General features: G+C 50.0%; 12 protein-coding genes, 1 pseudogene and 1 other annotated feature. Of the genes and pseudogenes, 3 read left to right on the top strand and 10 right to left on the bottom strand.

What is annotated here, in order from left to right; translation table 11 throughout:
- Positions 1-105: 105 nt before the first annotated feature.
- Positions 106-1,659 carry an ABC-F family ATP-binding cassette domain-containing protein gene (locus tag DW085_RS11555; RefSeq protein ID WP_022359105.1) on the bottom strand — a complete coding sequence of 518 codons (1,554 nt, stop codon included), beginning with the start codon at positions 1,657-1,659 and terminating at the stop codon, positions 106-108.
- Between the two features lie 329 nt (positions 1,660-1,988).
- Here DW085_RS11555 and DW085_RS11550 point away from each other — a divergent pair, with 329 nt between their 5' ends.
- On the top strand, positions 1,989-3,134 hold the full coding sequence (locus DW085_RS11550; RefSeq protein WP_118492858.1) for a putative ABC transporter permease: 1,146 nt from the start codon (positions 1,989-1,991) through the stop codon (positions 3,132-3,134).
- A gap of 53 nt (positions 3,135-3,187) precedes the next feature.
- Here DW085_RS11550 and DW085_RS11545 read toward each other — a convergent pair whose 3' ends face one another.
- The gene (locus DW085_RS11545) at positions 3,188-4,924 is read right to left on the bottom strand and encodes a phospho-sugar mutase (protein ID WP_117796691.1); all 1,737 of its coding nucleotides are present in this window, start codon (positions 4,922-4,924) and stop codon (positions 3,188-3,190) included.
- 189 nt (positions 4,925-5,113) lie between these two features.
- Positions 5,114-6,094 carry a phosphotransferase gene (locus DW085_RS11540; RefSeq protein ID WP_107001892.1) on the bottom strand — a complete coding sequence of 327 codons (981 nt, stop codon included), beginning with the start codon at positions 6,092-6,094 and terminating at the stop codon, positions 5,114-5,116.
- A gap of 504 nt (positions 6,095-6,598) precedes the next feature.
- On the opposite strand from DW085_RS11540, the pseudogene DW085_RS11535 reads away from it, so the two are divergent.
- Positions 6,599-7,908: pseudogene (locus tag DW085_RS11535) on the top strand (MATE family efflux transporter).
- Positions 7,909-8,042: 134 nt separating this feature from the next.
- On the opposite strand, the gene DW085_RS11530 reads toward DW085_RS11535, so the two are convergent.
- From DW085_RS11530 to DW085_RS11505, 5 genes are all read right to left on the bottom strand, one after another.
- Positions 8,043-9,437, bottom strand: coding sequence for a polynucleotide adenylyltransferase (locus DW085_RS11530; RefSeq protein ID WP_118492856.1), 1,395 nt, complete (start codon positions 9,435-9,437; stop codon positions 8,043-8,045).
- Position 9,438: 1 nt separating this feature from the next.
- A complete protein-coding gene (gene proS, locus DW085_RS11525; protein ID WP_022359111.1) occupies positions 9,439-10,872 on the bottom strand; it encodes a proline--tRNA ligase in 1,434 nt (477 codons plus the stop codon).
- Between the two features lie 88 nt (positions 10,873-10,960).
- Positions 10,961-11,180: a binding site (T-box leader), on the bottom strand.
- 235 nt (positions 11,181-11,415) lie between these two features.
- Positions 11,416-12,897: an alpha/beta fold hydrolase gene (locus DW085_RS11520; protein ID WP_118492854.1), complete on the bottom strand. Its 1,482-nt coding sequence runs from the start codon at positions 12,895-12,897 to the stop codon at positions 11,416-11,418.
- A gap of 258 nt (positions 12,898-13,155) precedes the next feature.
- Complete coding sequence (locus DW085_RS11515) at positions 13,156-14,238, bottom strand: AI-2E family transporter (RefSeq protein ID WP_118472556.1); 1,083 nt, start codon at positions 14,236-14,238, stop codon at positions 13,156-13,158.
- Positions 14,239-14,594: 356 nt separating this feature from the next.
- A complete protein-coding gene (locus tag DW085_RS11505; RefSeq protein ID WP_118469495.1) occupies positions 14,595-15,320 on the bottom strand; it encodes an RluA family pseudouridine synthase in 726 nt (241 codons plus the stop codon).
- Positions 15,321-15,636: 316 nt separating this feature from the next.
- Here DW085_RS11505 and DW085_RS11500 point away from each other — a divergent pair, with 316 nt between their 5' ends.
- Entirely contained in the window at positions 15,637-16,344 is a 708-nt protein-coding gene (locus tag DW085_RS11500; RefSeq protein ID WP_118492850.1) for a hemolysin III family protein, read from the top strand.
- Positions 16,345-16,555: 211 nt separating this feature from the next.
- Here the strand turns inward: DW085_RS11500 and DW085_RS11495 are convergent, their stop codons facing one another.
- Together DW085_RS11495 and DW085_RS11490 are read right to left on the bottom strand one after the other, a co-directional pair.
- Complete coding sequence (locus tag DW085_RS11495) at positions 16,556-17,899, bottom strand: MATE family efflux transporter (RefSeq protein ID WP_118492848.1); 1,344 nt, start codon at positions 17,897-17,899, stop codon at positions 16,556-16,558.
- Positions 17,889-18,341, bottom strand: a complete 453-nt coding sequence (locus DW085_RS11490; RefSeq protein ID WP_118492846.1) for a MarR family winged helix-turn-helix transcriptional regulator — start codon at positions 18,339-18,341, stop codon at positions 17,889-17,891. The genes DW085_RS11495 and DW085_RS11490 overlap by 11 nt, the downstream gene beginning before the upstream one ends.
- Between the last annotated feature and the right edge of the window lie 273 nt (positions 18,342-18,614).

Raw genomic sequence — 18,614 nt, 5'->3', positions numbered from 1 at the left:
CGTCGGACTCTCAGCCGATGGCGTTCCTGTTTTTTGTCAGTGCCAGGCACCTTAGAAAAAGGGCTCTATACTGAATGTTGGGGTACGCTGAAAAACATTTTTTTCTTATATTTTCAGACTCCACTCACTGCAGTCCCAGACCTTCGTTGCGAATCCCTCATAGAAATCCGGTTCATGGCAGATCAGAAGGATATTTCCTTTGTACGCCGCCAGCGCACGCTTTAACTCCTCCTTCGCCTCAACGTCCAGATGGTTCGTCGGCTCGTCGAGAAGCAGAAGGTTCGTCTCGCGGTTGATCAGCTTACACAGGCGCACTTTTGCCTGCTCGCCACCGCTGAGCACGCGCACCTGGCTCTCGATGTGCTGGGTCGTCAGACCGCATTTTGCCAGTGCGGAACGCACCTGGTACTGGGTGTAGGACGGAAATTCTTTCCAGATCTCATCGATGCAGGTCGTCGTATTGCCCGGCGCCATCTCCTGTTCGAAATAGCCGATGGAGAGATAATCGCCCAGCGTCACCTTGCCGGACACTGCTGGAATCAAACCTAAAATACTCTTTAAAAGCGTCGTCTTTCCAATTCCGTTGGCACCGACCATCGCAATCTTCTCGCCGCGCTCCATATAGAGGTTCAGCGGACGGGAGAGTGGCTCGTCGTAACCGATCACCAGATCCTCCGTCTCAAAAATACATTTTCCGGAGGCTCTCGCCTCCAGGAAGTTGAACTCTGGCTTCGGTTTTTCCTTCGCCAGTTCGATCACATCCATTTTATCCAGCTTTTTCTGGCGGGACATCGCCATATTTCGCGTGGAAACACGCGCTTTATTGCGTGCCACAAAATCCTGCAGCTGCGCGATCTCCTGCTGCTGACGCTTATACGCTGCCTCGAGCTGCGCTTTCTTCGCCTCGTGCACCTCGAGAAACTTGTCGTAATCGCCCACATAGCGGTCAAGCCGCTGATTTTCCATATGATAAATGATATTTACTACGCTATTTAAGAACGGAACATCGTGTGAAATCAGGATGAACGCATTTTCATATTCCTGCAAATACCGTTTCAGCCACTCGATGTGCTGCACATCCAGATAGTTCGTCGGCTCGTCCAGCAACAAGATATCTGGCTTTTCCAGAAGCAATTTCCCGAGCAGTACCTTCGTTCTCTGCCCGCCGCTCAAATCCGTTACATCGCGGTCCAGACCGATATCGGTCAGCCCCAGCGCACGTCCGACTTCCTCCACCTTCGCATCGATGGAATAAAAATCGTGGTTCATCAGAAGATCCTGGATCGTTCCCAGCTCTTCCATCATCACGTTCATCTCATCCTCCGATGCCTCGCCCAGATGGTCGCAGATTTCATTCATCTGCACTTCCAGCTCAAACAGGAAGGAAAATGCGCTCTTCAAAACCTCGCGGATCGTCATGCCTTTTTCCAGCACCGTGTGCTGATCCAGATAGCCGACGCGCACCCGCTTTGACCACTCTACTTTTCCCTCGTCCGGCTGCATATGCCCGGTAATAATATTCATAAACGTCGATTTACCCTCGCCGTTCGCACCGATCAGACCGATGTGCTCACCCTTTAACAGGCGGAACGAAACATCCTGAAAAATCGCCCGGTCACCAAAACCGTGGCTTAAATGTTCTACATTCAGTATACTCACGTGTGTACCTCTCCTATTTTTCTTTTTATTGTAAATTGTTTGTATTTGTTGAATTGTTCTTTGTTTTTCTGCAAATTTTATCCTAGAAAACAACTCCACTTCATATAAGATTTGCTTTCTGTACGTCTGCCTGCTGTCTGTGGCAAAGCCGACTTCGATTTATTGTACACGAAGCGTGCTTTTGTGGCAAGCGGAGATTTTGGAATTATCTTTTTTCACCCAGATGCCTTGAACTTTTCTAGATTTATATAGTAAGATAAGAAACAACTTCATTTTAGATACGTTTTTCAACCAATGAGAAAATGACTTGATTTTCTAAAGGAGGTTTTATGTATACCTATACCTGGTACCAATGGCTAGCTTTTTTCTATGTATACTGCTTTTTAGGGTGGATTTTCGAATCGACTTATGTTTCCCTGAAACAGAAACGGCTCGTCAACCGCGGATTTCTGCGGCTTCCGATGCTGCCGCTCTACGGTTCCGGCGCGGTGATGATGCTCTGGGTGTCCCTGCCGGTGCGGGACAGCCTGCCGCTCGTCTATATTTCCGGTTTTATCGCCGCCACGGCGCTTGAATATGTCACCGGCGCCGTCATGGAACGCCTATTCAAGGTCCGCTACTGGGATTACAGCAGCCAGCCGTTCCAGCTGCACGGCTATATCTGCCTGAGTTCCTCGATCGCATGGGGATTTCTGACGATCCTTATGACCGATGTCATCCATGATCCGATCGCCCGCACTGTGCTTGCGGTTCCTCCGGTTATCCTGCTCATCTGCGATTTCGTCATCAGCGTTCTTTTCACCGCCGATGCTTACGAATCCATCAAGGCAGCCCTGGCTCTAGGTCATACGCTGGAAGCTATGACGAAGCTCAAAGCCGATATCGAAGAGCTCCAGTCCAAGATCGAGCTGCTGCGTGAGGAAGCCATTGAGCGCGGCGCCCTGACCCGTGAAGAAACAGCCGAAAAACTGGCAGCCGCCCAGGCAGAAGCCGCCCGCAGACTTGCCGCCGTCCGCAGCGACGCCGAAGAACGCCTGGCAACCGCACGCGCCGAGACTGCCAGACAGCTGCAGGCGGCTGCCACCGAACACAAAGAGCGCCTGGCTGAGACCAAGGCACTCGCCGAAAAACGCCTGTCCGATGTTCGAGAAGAAACCACCTCCCGCATCGAAGCTGCCAAAGCAGGAAACGCAGAACGCATCGAAGCTGCCAAACAGCGCGTCAACGAGCGCATTGCCGAAGTCCGCACCGAAGTCGATGCCCGCATCGCCTTCGACAACCGCCTCACCCGCCTGAGCACCCGGTTAGAAGAACTCAAACACCGCCGCCAGTCCCTGCGCCCGGCTAAAAAGCTCCATGCCTTCTACCGCCGCGGGCTGCTAAGAGGAAATCCTACTGCGGTTTCGTCGAAATTTGCAGCGGCGTTGAAAGAATTAAAAGAACAAAATAGCACAAAAATAGGACCTTTCGCATGAACGAATGGTCCTATTTCTTTTAGGAACTTATTTCATATCTTCTTTTTATTTTTCTACAGCAGTCCATTGACAATCGTCATCACAGACTCGCCTACCTTCTCTGATTTCGCTGCCGCGTCTTCCAGGGAGGTACCTTTCACGCCGTAGTAGAACTTGATCTTCGGCTCGGTTCCAGACGGGCGGACGCAGAGCCATGCGTTGTCTTCCAGTTCGTAGTAGAGAACATTGGAGGATGGAAGTCCGGTCGGTTTTACCTCGCCGGTTGCCAGATCCTTGACGGTATCTGCCTTGTAATCGCGGACAGCCAGCACTTTATGTCCGGCAAAATCGGACGGTGTGTGGGCGCGGAAATATTCCATGATCTCCTGAATCTTTGCCAGTCCCTCGATGCCCTTTAAGCCGATGGACTTCACTTCATCTTTATAATAGCCGTATTTCTCGTACATCTCGACCATCGCATCCCACAGCGTCATGCCTTTTTCCTTGTAATAAGCAGCCGCCTCGCAGAGTGCTGCGGTTGCGGAAATGGCATCTTTATCGCGTGCGTATGTACCGATCAGACAGCCATAGCTCTCTTCCATGCCAAACAGATAGGTTCCTTTGCCTTCCTGCTCATTTTTGAGAACCTGTTTGCCGATCCACTTAAATCCGGTCAGAACCTCGATGAGCTCTGCGCCGTAATTCTTCGCAACTGCATCTACCAGATTCGTCGTAACGATGGATTTAACAACCTGTCCATCGGCCGGAATCTTGCCGTTTGCCTGTTTCTGGCTGAGCACATACTCGCAAAGCAGGGAGCCGGACATATTGCCGGTCAGCGGAATGTATTCGCCGGACTTGGTATCTTTGACATACACGCCCAGACGATCGGCATCCGGATCGGTTGCCAGAACGAGGTCTGCATTTTTCTCTTTTGCCAGAGCCAGTCCCAATTCAAATGCTTCCTTTGCCTCCGGGTTCGGATAGCTGACGGTCGGGAAATCGCCGTCTGGAAGCTCCTGCTGCGGAACCACATATACATGGGTAAATCCAAGCTCTTTCATCACACGGCGTGCCGGGATATTGCCCGTGCCGTGAAGCGGTGTATACACGATCGTGATCTGATCCTGCATGCGGTCAATCGCGCCCTGATTGACTACCTGTGCCTTGACCTGTGCAATATATTTGTCGTCGATCGCTGCACCGATGATCTCGTAGAGTCCTTTTGCCTTTGCCTCTTGTGCTCCCATCGTCTTAACGGTGGAAAGATCGGTGATCGCCATAACTTCCTCAGTCACGCCCTTGTCATGCGGCGGTGTAAACTGTGCGCCGTCCTCCCAGTAAACCTTGTAGCCGTTGTACTCCGGCGGGTTGTGGCTGGCGGTGATGTTGATGCCGGCGATGCAGCCAAGCTCGCGGACGGCAAAGGAAAGCTCCGGCGTCGGGCGCAGCGTCTCGAACCGGTACGCCTTGATGCCATTTGCCGCCAGTGTCAGCGCTGCTTCCTCGGCAAATTCCGGGGACATATGACGGGAGTCAAATGCGATCGCCACGCCTTTTGCCGCGCCGCCCTGCTTGATGATGTAATTTGCCAGTCCCTGGGTCGCACGGCGGACGGTGTAGATATTCATCCGGTTAATACCTGCACCGATGATGCCGCGCAGTCCTGCCGTACCAAACTCCAAATCCATATAGAAACGCTCTTTAATCTCATTTTCATCGCCCTCAATGGCGCGTAATTCCTCTTTCGTTGCCTCGTCAAAGTATGGATTTTCCAGCCATTCTTTGTAAATCGTCATGTAATCCTTCATGATTCACTTACCCCCTGCTTTCTTCTAGGATGACTTTCTTTTTCTCCATTATAGTATAATTATTCTGAAAAATAAAGAGAATTTCGGTTACTATTCTTTGTCTTTATTTTTTCGTTTTTCAAAGTTTCTCCATGATATATCGAATACGCTTAACCAAAGAATTTATATGCATATGTAAATCAACATTTCTTATCGGATTGCCTCAAGAAAGAGGTTCCGCGCCGTCTGCTGTTCTTCCAGCTTCTGCAGTTTTTCAATGCTGCGGACTGGAATCCACGCCTTGCCTGCATTATAATAAAAATTTAACTGTTTCCAGTATTTTTCCGGATATAAAAACAGGTAATAGAGGTATGTCCGCTCCTGTGCATTCAACGGCAGAATACGATCATACGTCTCCAGCAGCCGCATCCCCAGACGCAAATCCCAGCCATGCTTTTCCAATATTTTGCGCGTAAAATGATACAGGTCTTCGACCTGGACGCCCCGGTGCATCCGGTTAAATTCAATCACCGCCATCTCATTTTCTTCTACCAATAAAATATGATGCTGGTTCAGATCCCCGTGACACAAATAGTTTTCCGGCTCGCCGTCCTGCTCGATCTGCGCTTTCAGCCCGCCTGCTGCTTCCTGCGCCTGCTCATAAAAGATGGCAAAGCTTCCGCTGACTGCCCTCTCAAAATCCGATTTACGCCGTTTTTTCCGGATATAATTCCGCGTACGGACAAGTTCCCGGTTGTGGCGCTCCATCTCCGCCACCGCCGGACGCGTGAGAATTGACCCCAGATTCCACGACTCATCGATCGCAATGCCGCGCAGTGTCCGGTGCAGCTTCGCGATCTGCCCGACCGCCCGGACCACCTCCGCCTCGCTCTGCACACTGCACTCGCGCCCGGAAAACCATTCCTTCACAACACACCGCGTTCCATCCTCCGCCACCGACAAAAGCTCGCCCTCCCGGTTCCGCATATACTGATCGGTCCGGCATGTTTTCTGATTTTGCAGAACATTCATGATTTGTTCTTCAAATTCAAGACGTTTGACGGTCCCCTTATATTCCCGGAGGAGTTTTAACCCCTGACTCGTCTCGCAGATCCACGCGCCTCTTCCACGGCGCTTCGACTGCACTTCCAGTTCATACTGTTCCAGCACCTCGGTTGTTCTCTCGTTCACAGCTTCCCCCTCCTGCCTCTATCCGGCTGCCCGCCTTTCCATTTCCCAAAAGAATGTGGACAGCACATTTTCACGCCGGGCCACAGCTGCTGACAGCTATGTTAATTGCAACATTCACACGATTATGCAAATATGCACATCAGACACCCAGCCTGCTACTCCTAACCTATGAGAGGGGGCTTACAAATATGCTTATGCATAAATATCGCAGATTTGAAACACAGCGCACAAACCATCATACACAATCGCCAATGTGGAGTGATTACGAAATTCTGTTCATTGCCATCATTTTGACGGTATGTTACAATGATTCACGTTGGGATAAAAAAGCGGTCTGGCTATTTGTCCCAACAATCAGGCAAACAATCAAATAATATATTTTACTGTAAATGAAAAGGAGGTCTCTCTTTGTCCATACAATCCGCTCATCGTTCCAACGATGAAAATACGCGCCCGCATTCAAGCGCAGCATCATCCCGTGAAGCTGATCTCGGCCGTGCGCCGATCGGGTCACTTCTTTTTAAACTGGCGCTCCCGGCAATTGCCGCACAGATCATCAACGTTCTCTATAACATGGTTGACCGCATGTACATCGGCCATATCCCGGACATCGGTCCCAGCGCCCTGACCGGCGTCGGCGTCACAATGCCGATTATCATGTGCATTTCCGCTTTTGCCGCGCTCGCCGCCATGGGCGGCGCCCCGCAGGCGTCGATCCTGATGGGAAAAGGCGACAAGGATTCTGCTGAAAAGGTACTCGGCAACTGTACCTTCATGCTGACCGTCATTTCGCTCCTCCTGACCGCCCTGTTTCTTGGCTTTGGGCGCCCGATCCTCCTGATGTTCGGCGCCAGTGAGAAGACAATTCTCTACGCCTGGAACTACATGAAAATCTACGTCTGCGGCACTTTCTTCGTCCAGATGGCGCTCGGACTCAATGCCTTTATCAACGCACAGGGTTATGCCAAAACCGGCATGATTACCGTTGCCATCGGCGCTCTCTGCAACATCATCCTCGATCCGATCTTTATCTTCGGACTGCATCTGGATGTGCGCGGTGCGGCACTTGCAACCATCCTTTCACAGGGTATTTCCTGTATCTGGATTCTGCGTTTTCTGACCGGAACGCATAGTACCCTGCGGATACGGCTCCACAACCTGCGCCCGCAGAAGCAATTTATCCTACCATGCCTGGCGCTCGGACTGGCGCCGTTTATCATGCAGTTTACAGAAAGTGCACTGTCCATCAGCTTTAACACCAGCCTGTTGAAATATGGCGGCGATACCGCGGTCGGCGCGATGACGATTCTTTCCAGCGTCATGCAGTTTTCCATGCTGCCGCTGCAGGGGCTCACACAGGCGCGCAGCCGATCATCAGCTTTAACTATGGAGCAAAAAATATCGACCGTGTGAAAAAAGCGTTTCACCTGCTTCTGCGCTCGGCAGCCTGCTATTCCACCTTGCTCTGGCTCTTATGTATGCTGGTTCCACAGATTTTTATTTCCATCTTTACCAGCGACGCAGACCTTGCCAGCTATACCATCTGGGCGCTCCGGATCTATATGGCAGCTTCCCTGCTCTTTGCCGTCCAGCTCGCCTGCCAGCAGACTTTTATTGCCCTTGGAAATGCGAAAACATCCGTCTTTCTGGCATTGCTCCGGAAAGTGTTGCTTTTGATTCCGCTGATCTTTATCCTGCCGCATTTCGTTTCAAATCCGGTATTCGGCGTATTCGTGGCAGAACCGGTGGCAGACACGATTGCGGTGGCGACGACGGCGGCGCTGTTTTTCAGGGAGTATAAGAAATTGGGATAACTCTTTTAATCATCCTCTGATTGAAAATATTGTTGTTAAAAAAGCAAAAGGAAAAGAGACAAAATCGTTTGTCCGGCTTGTCCTGCCGGTTCCAAACGATTTTGCCTCTTTTCTCTTTTTATTTATTAATCTTCTTATGCTTTACTGGTTCCCGCATTCTGTGATTGTTTCAACACTTCCACCTCAGCCAGAAGCCGCTCTTTCTCATTCCAAGCCGGATTCTCCAGCACCTTTTCAAAGAGAAGATGCAGCGTTTTTCCAAGCGCCGGTCCCGGCTGGATGCCTGCCTGAATCAGGTCTTTTCCGGTTACCGACAGAGTTTTAAGACGGATACAATCACCGCGCTCCCGGATCTGCCTTGCAAGTGAGCGAACCATTTCCACCGCATCCATGCGCTCCGGCATCAGAACTTCCTGAAGGAGAAGCAGCCAGTCAAAGACCGTATCTTCCATCGCACTCATCGCGTGGCGGACAGCGCTTTCCTCCGCTTCCATCTGCATGAATGCAAAACGGCTCAGAATCTTCGCCTTATCGATCGTGTCGTTGTCCATCTTGAGTTCTCTCAGAACCCGGACACAAGTTTCCTCGCCCGCCGGGGCAAGAAAATACGACCAGCGCAAGGCTTTTTCTGCTGGCAGATGTGCCGCAGCAGCAGAAATTTTCCCCGCCATGTCTGTCTCACATTCATGTTTCACGAACATGTGCCCCTGCTGCGCTACCGTTTCCGTTTTGATCGCATCCTTGTCAGCAGCTGGCACATCCTTCGAATATACCTTCTCTTCCAACCTCTGCTTTGCACAGCTTTTCTGCTTTTTCCACGCCGCAAATACCTCCGGAAATGTCTTTGAAATGTACGGTGCCAGTCCTGCCGCCTCTGTTTTCCAGATAAATTCCGGGCGGTCGGACAGGAGTGTTTTTGTCAACTCCACCTGCACCCGTTCCTTGCTCACATGGACAAGGGAGGGCGCCAGCTCACAGAGCGCCTGCCAGGTCTTTTTCTCTATCGAAAATCCCAGCTGGGCCGAAAAGCGGACGGCACGCAGGATCCGGAGCGCATCTTCCGTAAACCGTTCTCCCGCATCCCCGACGCAGCGGATCCGGCGCGCTGCCAGATCCTCCGCCCCGCCGAAAATATCGACAATTCCCGTTTCGTGGCTGTATGCCATCGCATTGATCGTGAAATCACGCCGTCTCAAGTCCTCACGCAGTTCGGCAGTAAATACGACTTCCTTCGGGTGGCGTCCATCCTCATATTCACCGTCAATCCGGTAGGTGGTTATTTCATATCCGATATGATCACGCATGACCGTGACCGTACCGTGCTGAAGCCCGGTGTCGATCGTGTGACCGAACACCTGCTTCACCTCCTCCGGGTGCGCCGAGGTCGTGATATCCCAGTCACCGGGAATCCGCCCCAGGATCGCATCGCGGACACAGCCGCCGACTGCAAATGCCTCGTAACCATGTTCTCGCAGCTTTCCCAGGATTTCCTCGACCTGGACCGGCATTTCTATCCGTTTTGGAATCATATTAATATGCCTTACCCCAGTAAACCATCTTCGTTGCCGGCTTGCCGCAGCATACGCAGGTGTCAGCCAGATGTTCCTGATTGAACGGGATGCAGCGGGAGGTTACGCCGACTACTTCTTTCAGTTTATCCTCGCACTCCTGATTGCCGCACCACATTGCCTTGATGAAGCCTGGCTTATTTTCTGCGATCTCCTTCATCTCATCCAGTGTTGTCGCTACATAAGTATGGGAATCTCTGTGTGCTTTTGCACGCTCAAACATATCGTGGTGAATCGTCTCCAAAAGCTCGCCAACCTTTGCTGCGATCTCATCCAGAGATACCGTAATCTTCTCATGCGTATCACGGCGAACCAGAACTGCCTGATTTTCAGCAATATCTCTCGGTCCGATCTCGACACGTACCGGAATACCGCGCATCTCGGACTCGCTGAACTTCCATCCCGGAGATTTGTCGGAATCATCCACTTTGACACGGAAGTTGGACAGAACCTCTTTTACCTCAAATGCCTTGTCCAGAACACCCTCTTTTGCCTGCTGAATCGGAACGATCATAACCTGGGTCGGAGCTACCTTCGGCGGCAGAACCAGACCATTATTGTCACCATGAACCATGATGATCGCGCCTACCATACGGGTTGTCATACCCCAGGAAGTCTGATGAACGTATTTTAATTTATTATCCTTATCCAGATACTGGATGTTAAATGCCTTTGCAAATCCATCGCCGAAGTTGTGGCTGGTGCCGGACTGCAGTGCCTTGCCATCGTGCATCAGGGACTCGATCGTGTAGGTTGCCTCTGCACCGGCAAATTTCTCCTTGTCGGTCTTGCGTCCGCGGATAACCGGAATTGCCAGGAAGTCCTCGCACAGATCCGCGTATACATTTAACATCATCTCGGTACGCTCCTGTGCTTCCTCAGCGGTTGCATGAGCGGTATGACCTTCCTGCCATAAGAACTCTCTGGAACGCAGGAACGGACGGGTGGTCTTTTCCCAACGTACAACCGAAGCCCACTGGTTGTAGTTTCTCGGCAGATCGCGATAAGAATGTACGTCATGTGCATAAAAATCGCAGAACAGAGTCTCGGAAGTCGGACGTACACACATTCTCTCCTGTAACGGCTCTAAACCGCCCTGTGTCACCCACGCTACTTCCGGTGCGAAACCCTCTACGTGATCTTTCTCTTTTTCCAGAAGACTTTCCGGAATAAACATAGGCAGATATACGTTCTCTACGCCGGTTGCCTTAAAGCGCTTGTCCAGTTCATTGCGGATATTCTCCCAGATCGCATATCCGGCCGGTTTGATAATCATGCAGCCCTTTACACTGGAGTAATCAGAAAGCTCTGCTTTCTTTACGATGTCCGTATACCACTGGGCGAAATCTTCATCCATCGATGTGATGGCTTCTACCATTTTCTTTTCCTTTGCCATGTCGTTTCTCCTTGTTAAAAACATTTTATTGTTGTTTTGTATTTCATAGAAATAAAAAAGCCATCCGATCCCTGCTGATCGCTGCGATCAAAGGGACCGAATGGCTTAACTTCGGCGGTACCACCCTGCTTAACCAGAATTTCGTTCCGATTCTGGCTCACTTAACTTCCGTTAACGCCGGAAATACGTTGCATTTTCATGCACAGCTCCAGGGTCGGTTCAACTTTCAGGGACACAAAAGCCTCGCACCATACGGCTTTCTCTCTGGACGTGTGTCAAAGTTTACTGATTCCTCTCTTCGCCTGTTTTGTTTCTTATTGTTTGATGTTCTAAAATCAAACGCCGGATTTCTTCCACGGCATCCACAAACTCAGCCGCGCAAATCCTGACAGTATTATGATTTTACGCCAATCGGTCGGGTTTGTCAAGGCTGGAACTCGCCCTTGTACAAGTCTTGACGATGCCTCGCATTTTTTACTCGGTCGTCACTGACTCGGTTGCGTCCGAACAAAAAATAATGTTTTTATCCCTATCTTACGAATCCTATTTTAATAAAATATCCTCCCGGTACATCTCCGCCAGTGACCGCAGAATCTTCGCTGTCATCCCCCAGATGATTCCTTCCTCACGGCGGTAGAAGTAGACATCGTAATGTCCGCGCCGCCAGCGGTAATCGCGTCCGCCCGGAACATCTTCAAACGGGAATGTCTCTTCCGGCACGGTCACAAGTTCTGTTTCATATCGCTCCGGTTCATGTTCCGCGAACCAGCGGAGCGGGACAGAAAAGGTATGATCGACCTCCGCCTCGGAATATGACCAGCGGTAGCCCTGCAGCGCACCTAAAAATGGAGAAATCTCCATCGCCCCGGGTGCTTCCAGCACATCCAACGGCGCGATAACGCGAATCTGGCGGCGACTGATTAAGAGTTCTTCCATCGCCTCACGGATCGCCGCCTGCTTCGGTGTCTCGTCCCGCTCAACGGCACCGCCCGGAAAACAGATTTCGCCCGGCTGAGTTTTTAAGCTTCCCGCGCGCACCTCAAACACCACGTGGTACTCCCCGCCTTTCTGAATCAAAGGTACCAGCACCGCCGCCCGACGGATCTTCTCCTTCTCCAGCCTTCCGGCTCTCCGGCTGCCCCAGACTCGGCTCATCTGCGCCAGCTCGCCGCCCTGTGTCTGTTCCAAGAATGATGCAACACATTGGTTAAATGCGTCCGGGTTCTCTGCTGCAATAAAATGGGTGCCCTCTAAAAGCCGAATCCTTGCGTTTGGCAGAGAACGTGCGATTTGGCGCGTGTGGCATTCGCGGATCATGTCGTCGCTCCCTGCTACCACAAGGACGGGCATTTTCAGGCGGTGGAGAAGTTCAGGGCGGATCCAGGGTTCATACAACATTAAGGATAAAAGCTCTTTTTTGTGTATATTTGCCTTCCGATCATTTTCCTTATTTTCAGGAATTTTTTCTTTCTGACAGCTTCTTCTCTGTTGTTTATTCAGTCCTTCCTGTCCATTCTGTTTTTCGTTTTCTTTTGAAAATTGCTTTTCTGTCCGCATTTTTCCTGCTGCCATCTGCATTTTTCCCCGTATCTGCCCGATGCCGCTTTTCTGCAGCCAGAGTTTCCCCACAACTCCCACATACTCCCGCGCCACATCCGCCAGCACGGACGGCTTCATGCCAAACGGGTTTAAGTTCGCTCCATTTAAAATCAGCCGATCGACATATCCCGGATATTTCAGTGCAAAAATCAGCGCAATATTGCCGCCGTCGCTGAACCCCAGCAAAATGATCCGCCTAAGTCCCCGGCGGTCAAGAAATCCTTTCAAATCATCAGCAAACCGTTCCAAGGTAAATGTCCCACGACCACGCGGAGATCTGCCATGTCCACGGGTGTCCACCGCAATCACGAGATATTTTGATTCAAAAAAGGATATCTGGTTCACAAAATAGGAGCTGTCCTCTCCATTTCCGTGAAGCAGCACCATCGGCTGTCCGGATCCTGACTCTTTTGTATATAAATTCACGTTTGTTCCTCCATCTTAAATGATATGCATATTTATTTCAGCTTAACATCCAGCTATCTTCCAGCAACTCTTTCTCTGCTGTTTTTCAGAACTTTTTTGCGTTTTTAATTCCTTATCTATTATATATGATCCTTTTGTCTCGCGGCAATTCTAAAAAATTCCTTCATCTCCTTAAATTTCCACATTCAAAAATAATTTCAGATCGTCCATCCACCAATACTCCACTTTTTTCCTCTTTTCTCCTCTAAAAGCGCCTACTTAATGAGCATCCGCTCCTTCGTCCGCTTCCCCATACTCCTCCACAAAATCCTTAATAATCAACAGCCCAATCGGACCCAGCAGAAATCCAAACAGACTAAACAGCTGCAAGCCCACATAGATCGCCGCCAGCGTTTCAAGCGGCGACAGCCCCATTTTCTTCCCCATCAGGTGCGCCTCCGTGAACTCACGCAGAAAATAACAGAGCAGATACAGACCAAAGAGAATCAGCGCGTGTCCCCACTCCCGCTTAAACAGGAGAAAAAGACTCCACGGCACTAACGCCGTCCCTGCGCCGAAGATCGGCAGGGCATCCAGAACCCCGATTCCGATTCCGCCCAGAATATAATATGGATTTCCAATCAGCAAAAGCCCCGCCATCGAAAATGCCGAAGTCATCAGGAAAATGACCGACTGGGTTTTCAGCCATGCGCTTCCTGTCACCGCAAGGCGCCTGCCGAGCAGGAAAAATTCGCGGTGAAACATCGAATCAAACCGCCTCCGGCGCAGTTCGTCCATCTCCTGTAAACTCAAAATCGAGGCAATGAAAAATAAAACAACCACAATAACCGCGCGCACAATCCCCGCCGCAGCAGGAACTGATTTCTGAAGGAGCTGCGGCAGCAGGATCTCCTTGACCTGTCCACCGCCCTGCAAGCCTGTTCCGCGAAAGAGCTGCCCGATTTTACCGGCAGGCAGATGAAGGACTCGCTCGATCGACTGTTCAAATTGCTGTCCGAGCAGTGACAATTCCTCCATCCGTCCTGGAAGCTCTTCTAAAAAGTGTTCCAGCTCCTCCGTGAAACGCCGTCCCCCTGCTGCCAGCAGACCGACCAGAAAAATGCTCAGCAAAATCAGCTCCACGCCCCCGATCATACCGATGGGAACGCCGATCATGCGCCCGCGGAAGGAGATTCGCAGCCGTTTTTCGAGAAATGCTGCCGATGGCTGGAGAAGCAGCGCCATCAGATACGCTGCCAGAAATGGGAATATAAGCGGCAGCAGGTAACGGAAACTCAAATACACGCCCGCCGTGACTGCTGCTGTGAGAAATGCTTTTTTCTGTTTTCTGCTGAGTGCCATCTGTCTGCTCCACCTTCCCGATTTTTTCTTTATGCCATACACCGTTATGGTTCTATGATTTCTACAGCCATCCATTCAAACAAACGTCTTTTCCTTAAATCTACACGCCCTTTTTCCGGATGTATGGCAACGAAAAACCACAGGAAACCGGTGTCAGCTCTCGCTTCTCCCGACTCCTGCGGTCTCTTTTGTAAGCCCTCTTTAGTCGCTCCGGGGCTTACCCATGGACTTTGCCCATTTATGATTCGTACTTCCTTTGTACACACTCTAGTATGGGCAGGCTGGATAAAAATATACACGTCTTACCTTCTATTCACCCTTGATCCTTTATTTTCTTGACTTATAGAAAAGTTCGCTCACAGAACAAATTGCGGTTTGGTGGAAAACTCCATTCTTTTTCCCGTCACCGGGTGAAGGAACGATAAACGGACCGCGCACAGCGCCAGCGGTTCCCGGCGGGCACGTCCCACGGAAGCAGCCGCTGGTGCGCCATACTTGGTATCTCCCATGAGCGGTGTCCCATGCGCGGCAAACTGTACGCGTATCTGATGGTGGCGTCCTGTGTGAAGATGGATTTCCACCAGTGAACGCACGGTACCGTCTTCCTGTTCTTTTTTTTCTAATATCTGATATTCCAGCTCTGCCCGTTTCGCACCGGCGACCGACTTATCCACAATCCGGCTGGTATTCGTTTTCCCGTCTTTCAACAGATAATCCACGTACTTACCCACATTATCCACAGGTTTTCCACATACGAGTGCCTGATAGATTTTCTCCAGTTTTCCCTCCTGTACCTGACGGCTTAAGTGCGCTGCCGCTTTCAGGTTCTTGGCATATACCATCACACCGCGCACCGGCTTGTCCAGTCGGTGGATAACTCCAACATACGGATCCACCGGGGCTGTGGACGCTTTTGGGGATAATCCTGTGGATAACTTTTTCGTCTCCTGCACCTTCCGGTGGAGATAATTTTTTATCTCGCTGACCATATCCGGCTCCAGACGTCTCGATGTCTGCGACTCAACTCCGGCTGGTTTGACCACAACTAAAATATCTTTATCTTCGTATAATATATCTAACATAACCGATTTCCTCTCTACTTCATCCATGAATTCCCGAGCATTTTAACTTCTCAAATCATCTATGAGCCTTTTTTTCTTTCTCTTTCTAACTTTAAAATTTTCATATGCAAACCATTGCATATATTTATTGCCAACTCACACGAAACGTGAAAACCTTTCGTTACTGTTCATACATTATATTATAACATATCCCATTCCCCTCTTGCATATTTTTCAGAAAAGATGTATAGTATATAAAAACATTCTATGTAGTTTTAAATACTACATATCATATTCACAATTACTTTATTGATATTACGGCAAAGGAGGTTATCCTATGATTTCTAGTCAAAAACATACATCTGACACAACGGAACTCGTTGAAACAAAGCATCATAAATTCCACGTAAAGGATCCTGGAAGCGCGCTGACGCATTTTATCGCGATGATCGGCGCGGTGATCGCGGCAGTTCCGCTGCTTCACAAAGCGGCCGGAGAAGCAGATTCGCGCCATCTTGCGGCGTTGGCTGTGTTTATCGTCAGCATGATTCTGCTCTATGCCGCCAGCACGACCTACCACACCTTTAATATTTCCGAGCACGTTAATAAAATCCTGCGTAAGATCGACCACATGATGATTTTCATCCTGATTGCCGGAACTTACACACCGGTTTGCCTGATCGTCCTTGGAAATAACGTCGGTTACCGGCTTCTGGCGCTCGTCTGGGGTATCGCGATTGCCGGGATTCTCGTCAACGCGCTCTGGATCAACTGCCCGAAGTGGTTCTCCTCGCTAGTTTACATCGCGATGGGCTGGATCTGCGTGCTGGCGTTCCGTCAGATCGTACTGGCACTTCCGAAAAGCGCATTTCTCTGGCTGCTGACCGGCGGACTCATCTATACGGCTGGAGGTATTATCTACGCATTAAAACTGCCGATTTTCAATGCAACGCATAAAAATTTCGGTTCGCATGAGATTTTCCATCTGTTTGTCATGGGCGGAAGCCTGTGCCATTATGTGATGATGTACGCATTTGTAGCATAAGGGTGAAATACCCATTTCGTCTGACAGGCATTATGCCTCATACGTACACGAAATGCATACATTCAATTTTTTATGTCACATTCATTCTCCTTTCAAAAAAGGAACCGTCCTGATGCCAGTTGATAGACTGACCCAGGCGGTTCCTTTTCAATTCATTAAAAGCGTTTAAAAATTTTCTACGAAACTATTTTCTATGTTTTTACGTGCTTTCTCATGCTGCTCCTTTATCAAAGTCTCTTTTGATTTCCTTGTAATAAAGCACGATTCCCGTGACACCGACCAGCACTTCCGAGATCGGAAATGCAAACCAGGTAAAGCGCAGGTCAATCAGCGACAACAGCCAGAAAATCGGAATCAGGCAGCAGATCTGGCGCATCACGGACAAAAAGAGGCTGATCTTTCCATTTCCGATCGCCTGGAAGAAGACCGGGGTCATCAGTGAAAATACCGCCGGAATAAAACTTGCCCCGATGATAGGGAATGCATTTTTTCCGATCGCGATGACCTCGCTGCTCTTTGAAAAAAACCGGAGCAGCTGCACCGGAAAGAAAACAAAGCAGATCACACCGACCAGCATAAACACACAGGAAAATCCATAGCTGTCCCGCATAATTTCCCGGCATCTCGCATAGCTCTTCGTTGCATAGTTAAAGCTGAGCACCGGAACGATACACGTCTGCAAGCCCATCAGCGGGATAAAGAAAAACGTCTGCATTTTATAATAAAGCCCCAGCACCGTCACTGCCGAATCTGAAAATCCGGCAAGGATCGCATTTAAGATCACGATATAAACTGTAAATAATGCCTGCATAATAATCGACGCGTAGCCAAACCAGTAGATCTGCTTGATATAGAGCGGCATTTTTGTGCGCTCTGGCAATCTGCCAACCCCGCCAAACGATGTGATGACCGCAGCTGCCACCTGTCCGCAGACAGTCGCATAGGCAGCACCCGCGACTCCCAGCTCCGGCACCGGACCGAGTCCGAAAATCAGGATCGGGTCAAGCACGATATTCGTCAGCGCCCCCACGGTCTGGGCGACCATCGGACGGTGCATATTGCCCCGCGACTGATGGACCTTCGTCCAGTTTCCTTCCAGAAATGCCCCGATGCTGCCGATACAGACGATCTGTCCGTAGATAACAGCACTCTCGATCGCTTCCGGGGTATTCGCACTTGTCAGGACATACGGACGCATACAGAAGATCGAGAAAATGGCAAATATAAACCAGGTTCCAAGCGCCAGAAGCGTGCCTGTTCCCGCTGTTTCTTCCGCCTGTCCCGGCATTTTCTGTGCATACAGGCGCGCCATGTAGGTATTCACGCCCACACCGGTTCCCACCGCCAGCGCAATGATGATGAGCTGCAACGGATAAATGACCGAAAGCGCCGTCAGCGCCGGTTCGGAATATTTTCCCACAAAAAAACTGTCTACAATGTTATACATCGCCTGAATCAGCTGCGCCAGCATAACCGGAGGTGCGATTTGCAGCAATATCTTCGGAATTTTCTCCGTCCGGAAAAATTCTGTATCCGTTCCCGCCTTACTCTTCATCGTCCGTCTCCTCCAGTGCCTCTTCCAGAATCTGGTCATACTCCATAAACAGTTCCGTCATTCTGCGGATCTTGTCCTCTCCCAGACGTTTCGCCGCCCGTTCTTCCATCCGGCTTAACGAATATAATAATTTTTCCGAATACCGTTCGCCCTCCGGCGTCAAAACAAGCGCCTTTTCCTTCCCGGTGCTCTTTTCCGGATCCGCTACAAGAATCCCGTCTTTTTTCATCTCTGAAATCACATGGTTCACCGTCTGCCGCGGAAGCAGATATGAATCACAGATCTGCTTTTGCGTACAGAATCCGAATTCGCGGATGGTGTAAAGCACCAGCATCCGGTTATAGCTCACATTGTTATTCTTTGCCCACATCGAGTATATACCACGGCAGCGGATGATCGCCTGGTTGACCTGATCGTAAAGTTTTTGTATTTTATATTCCATAACCTTCCCCATTCAATCCCATTTGGGACTGAAAGAAGTATACGACAGGATTTTGAAATTGTCAATCTTTACTCGCTCCGCGATATCAAACCGATATGTTACAATGTACGAATAGTGATTTCCATGGTTTTTTAACTAATAGGCACGCACAATCATCGTCTTCCAGGAGCGGTCCTGGCATTTGTATTCCATCTGGATTTCAGTAAATAACATCCCCGCCTGCCTGTGAAACTTCGTAATCTTTGAAATAAGAAAAATATTCTGATGAAAATA

This window comes from Clostridium sp. AF50-3 (assembly GCF_003477445.1).
Classification (GTDB): domain Bacteria; phylum Bacillota; class Clostridia; order Lachnospirales; family Lachnospiraceae; genus Otoolea; species Otoolea fessa.
Note: the sequence above shows the minus strand (reverse complement) of the source record. Positions and strands in the feature narration are given on the sequence as shown.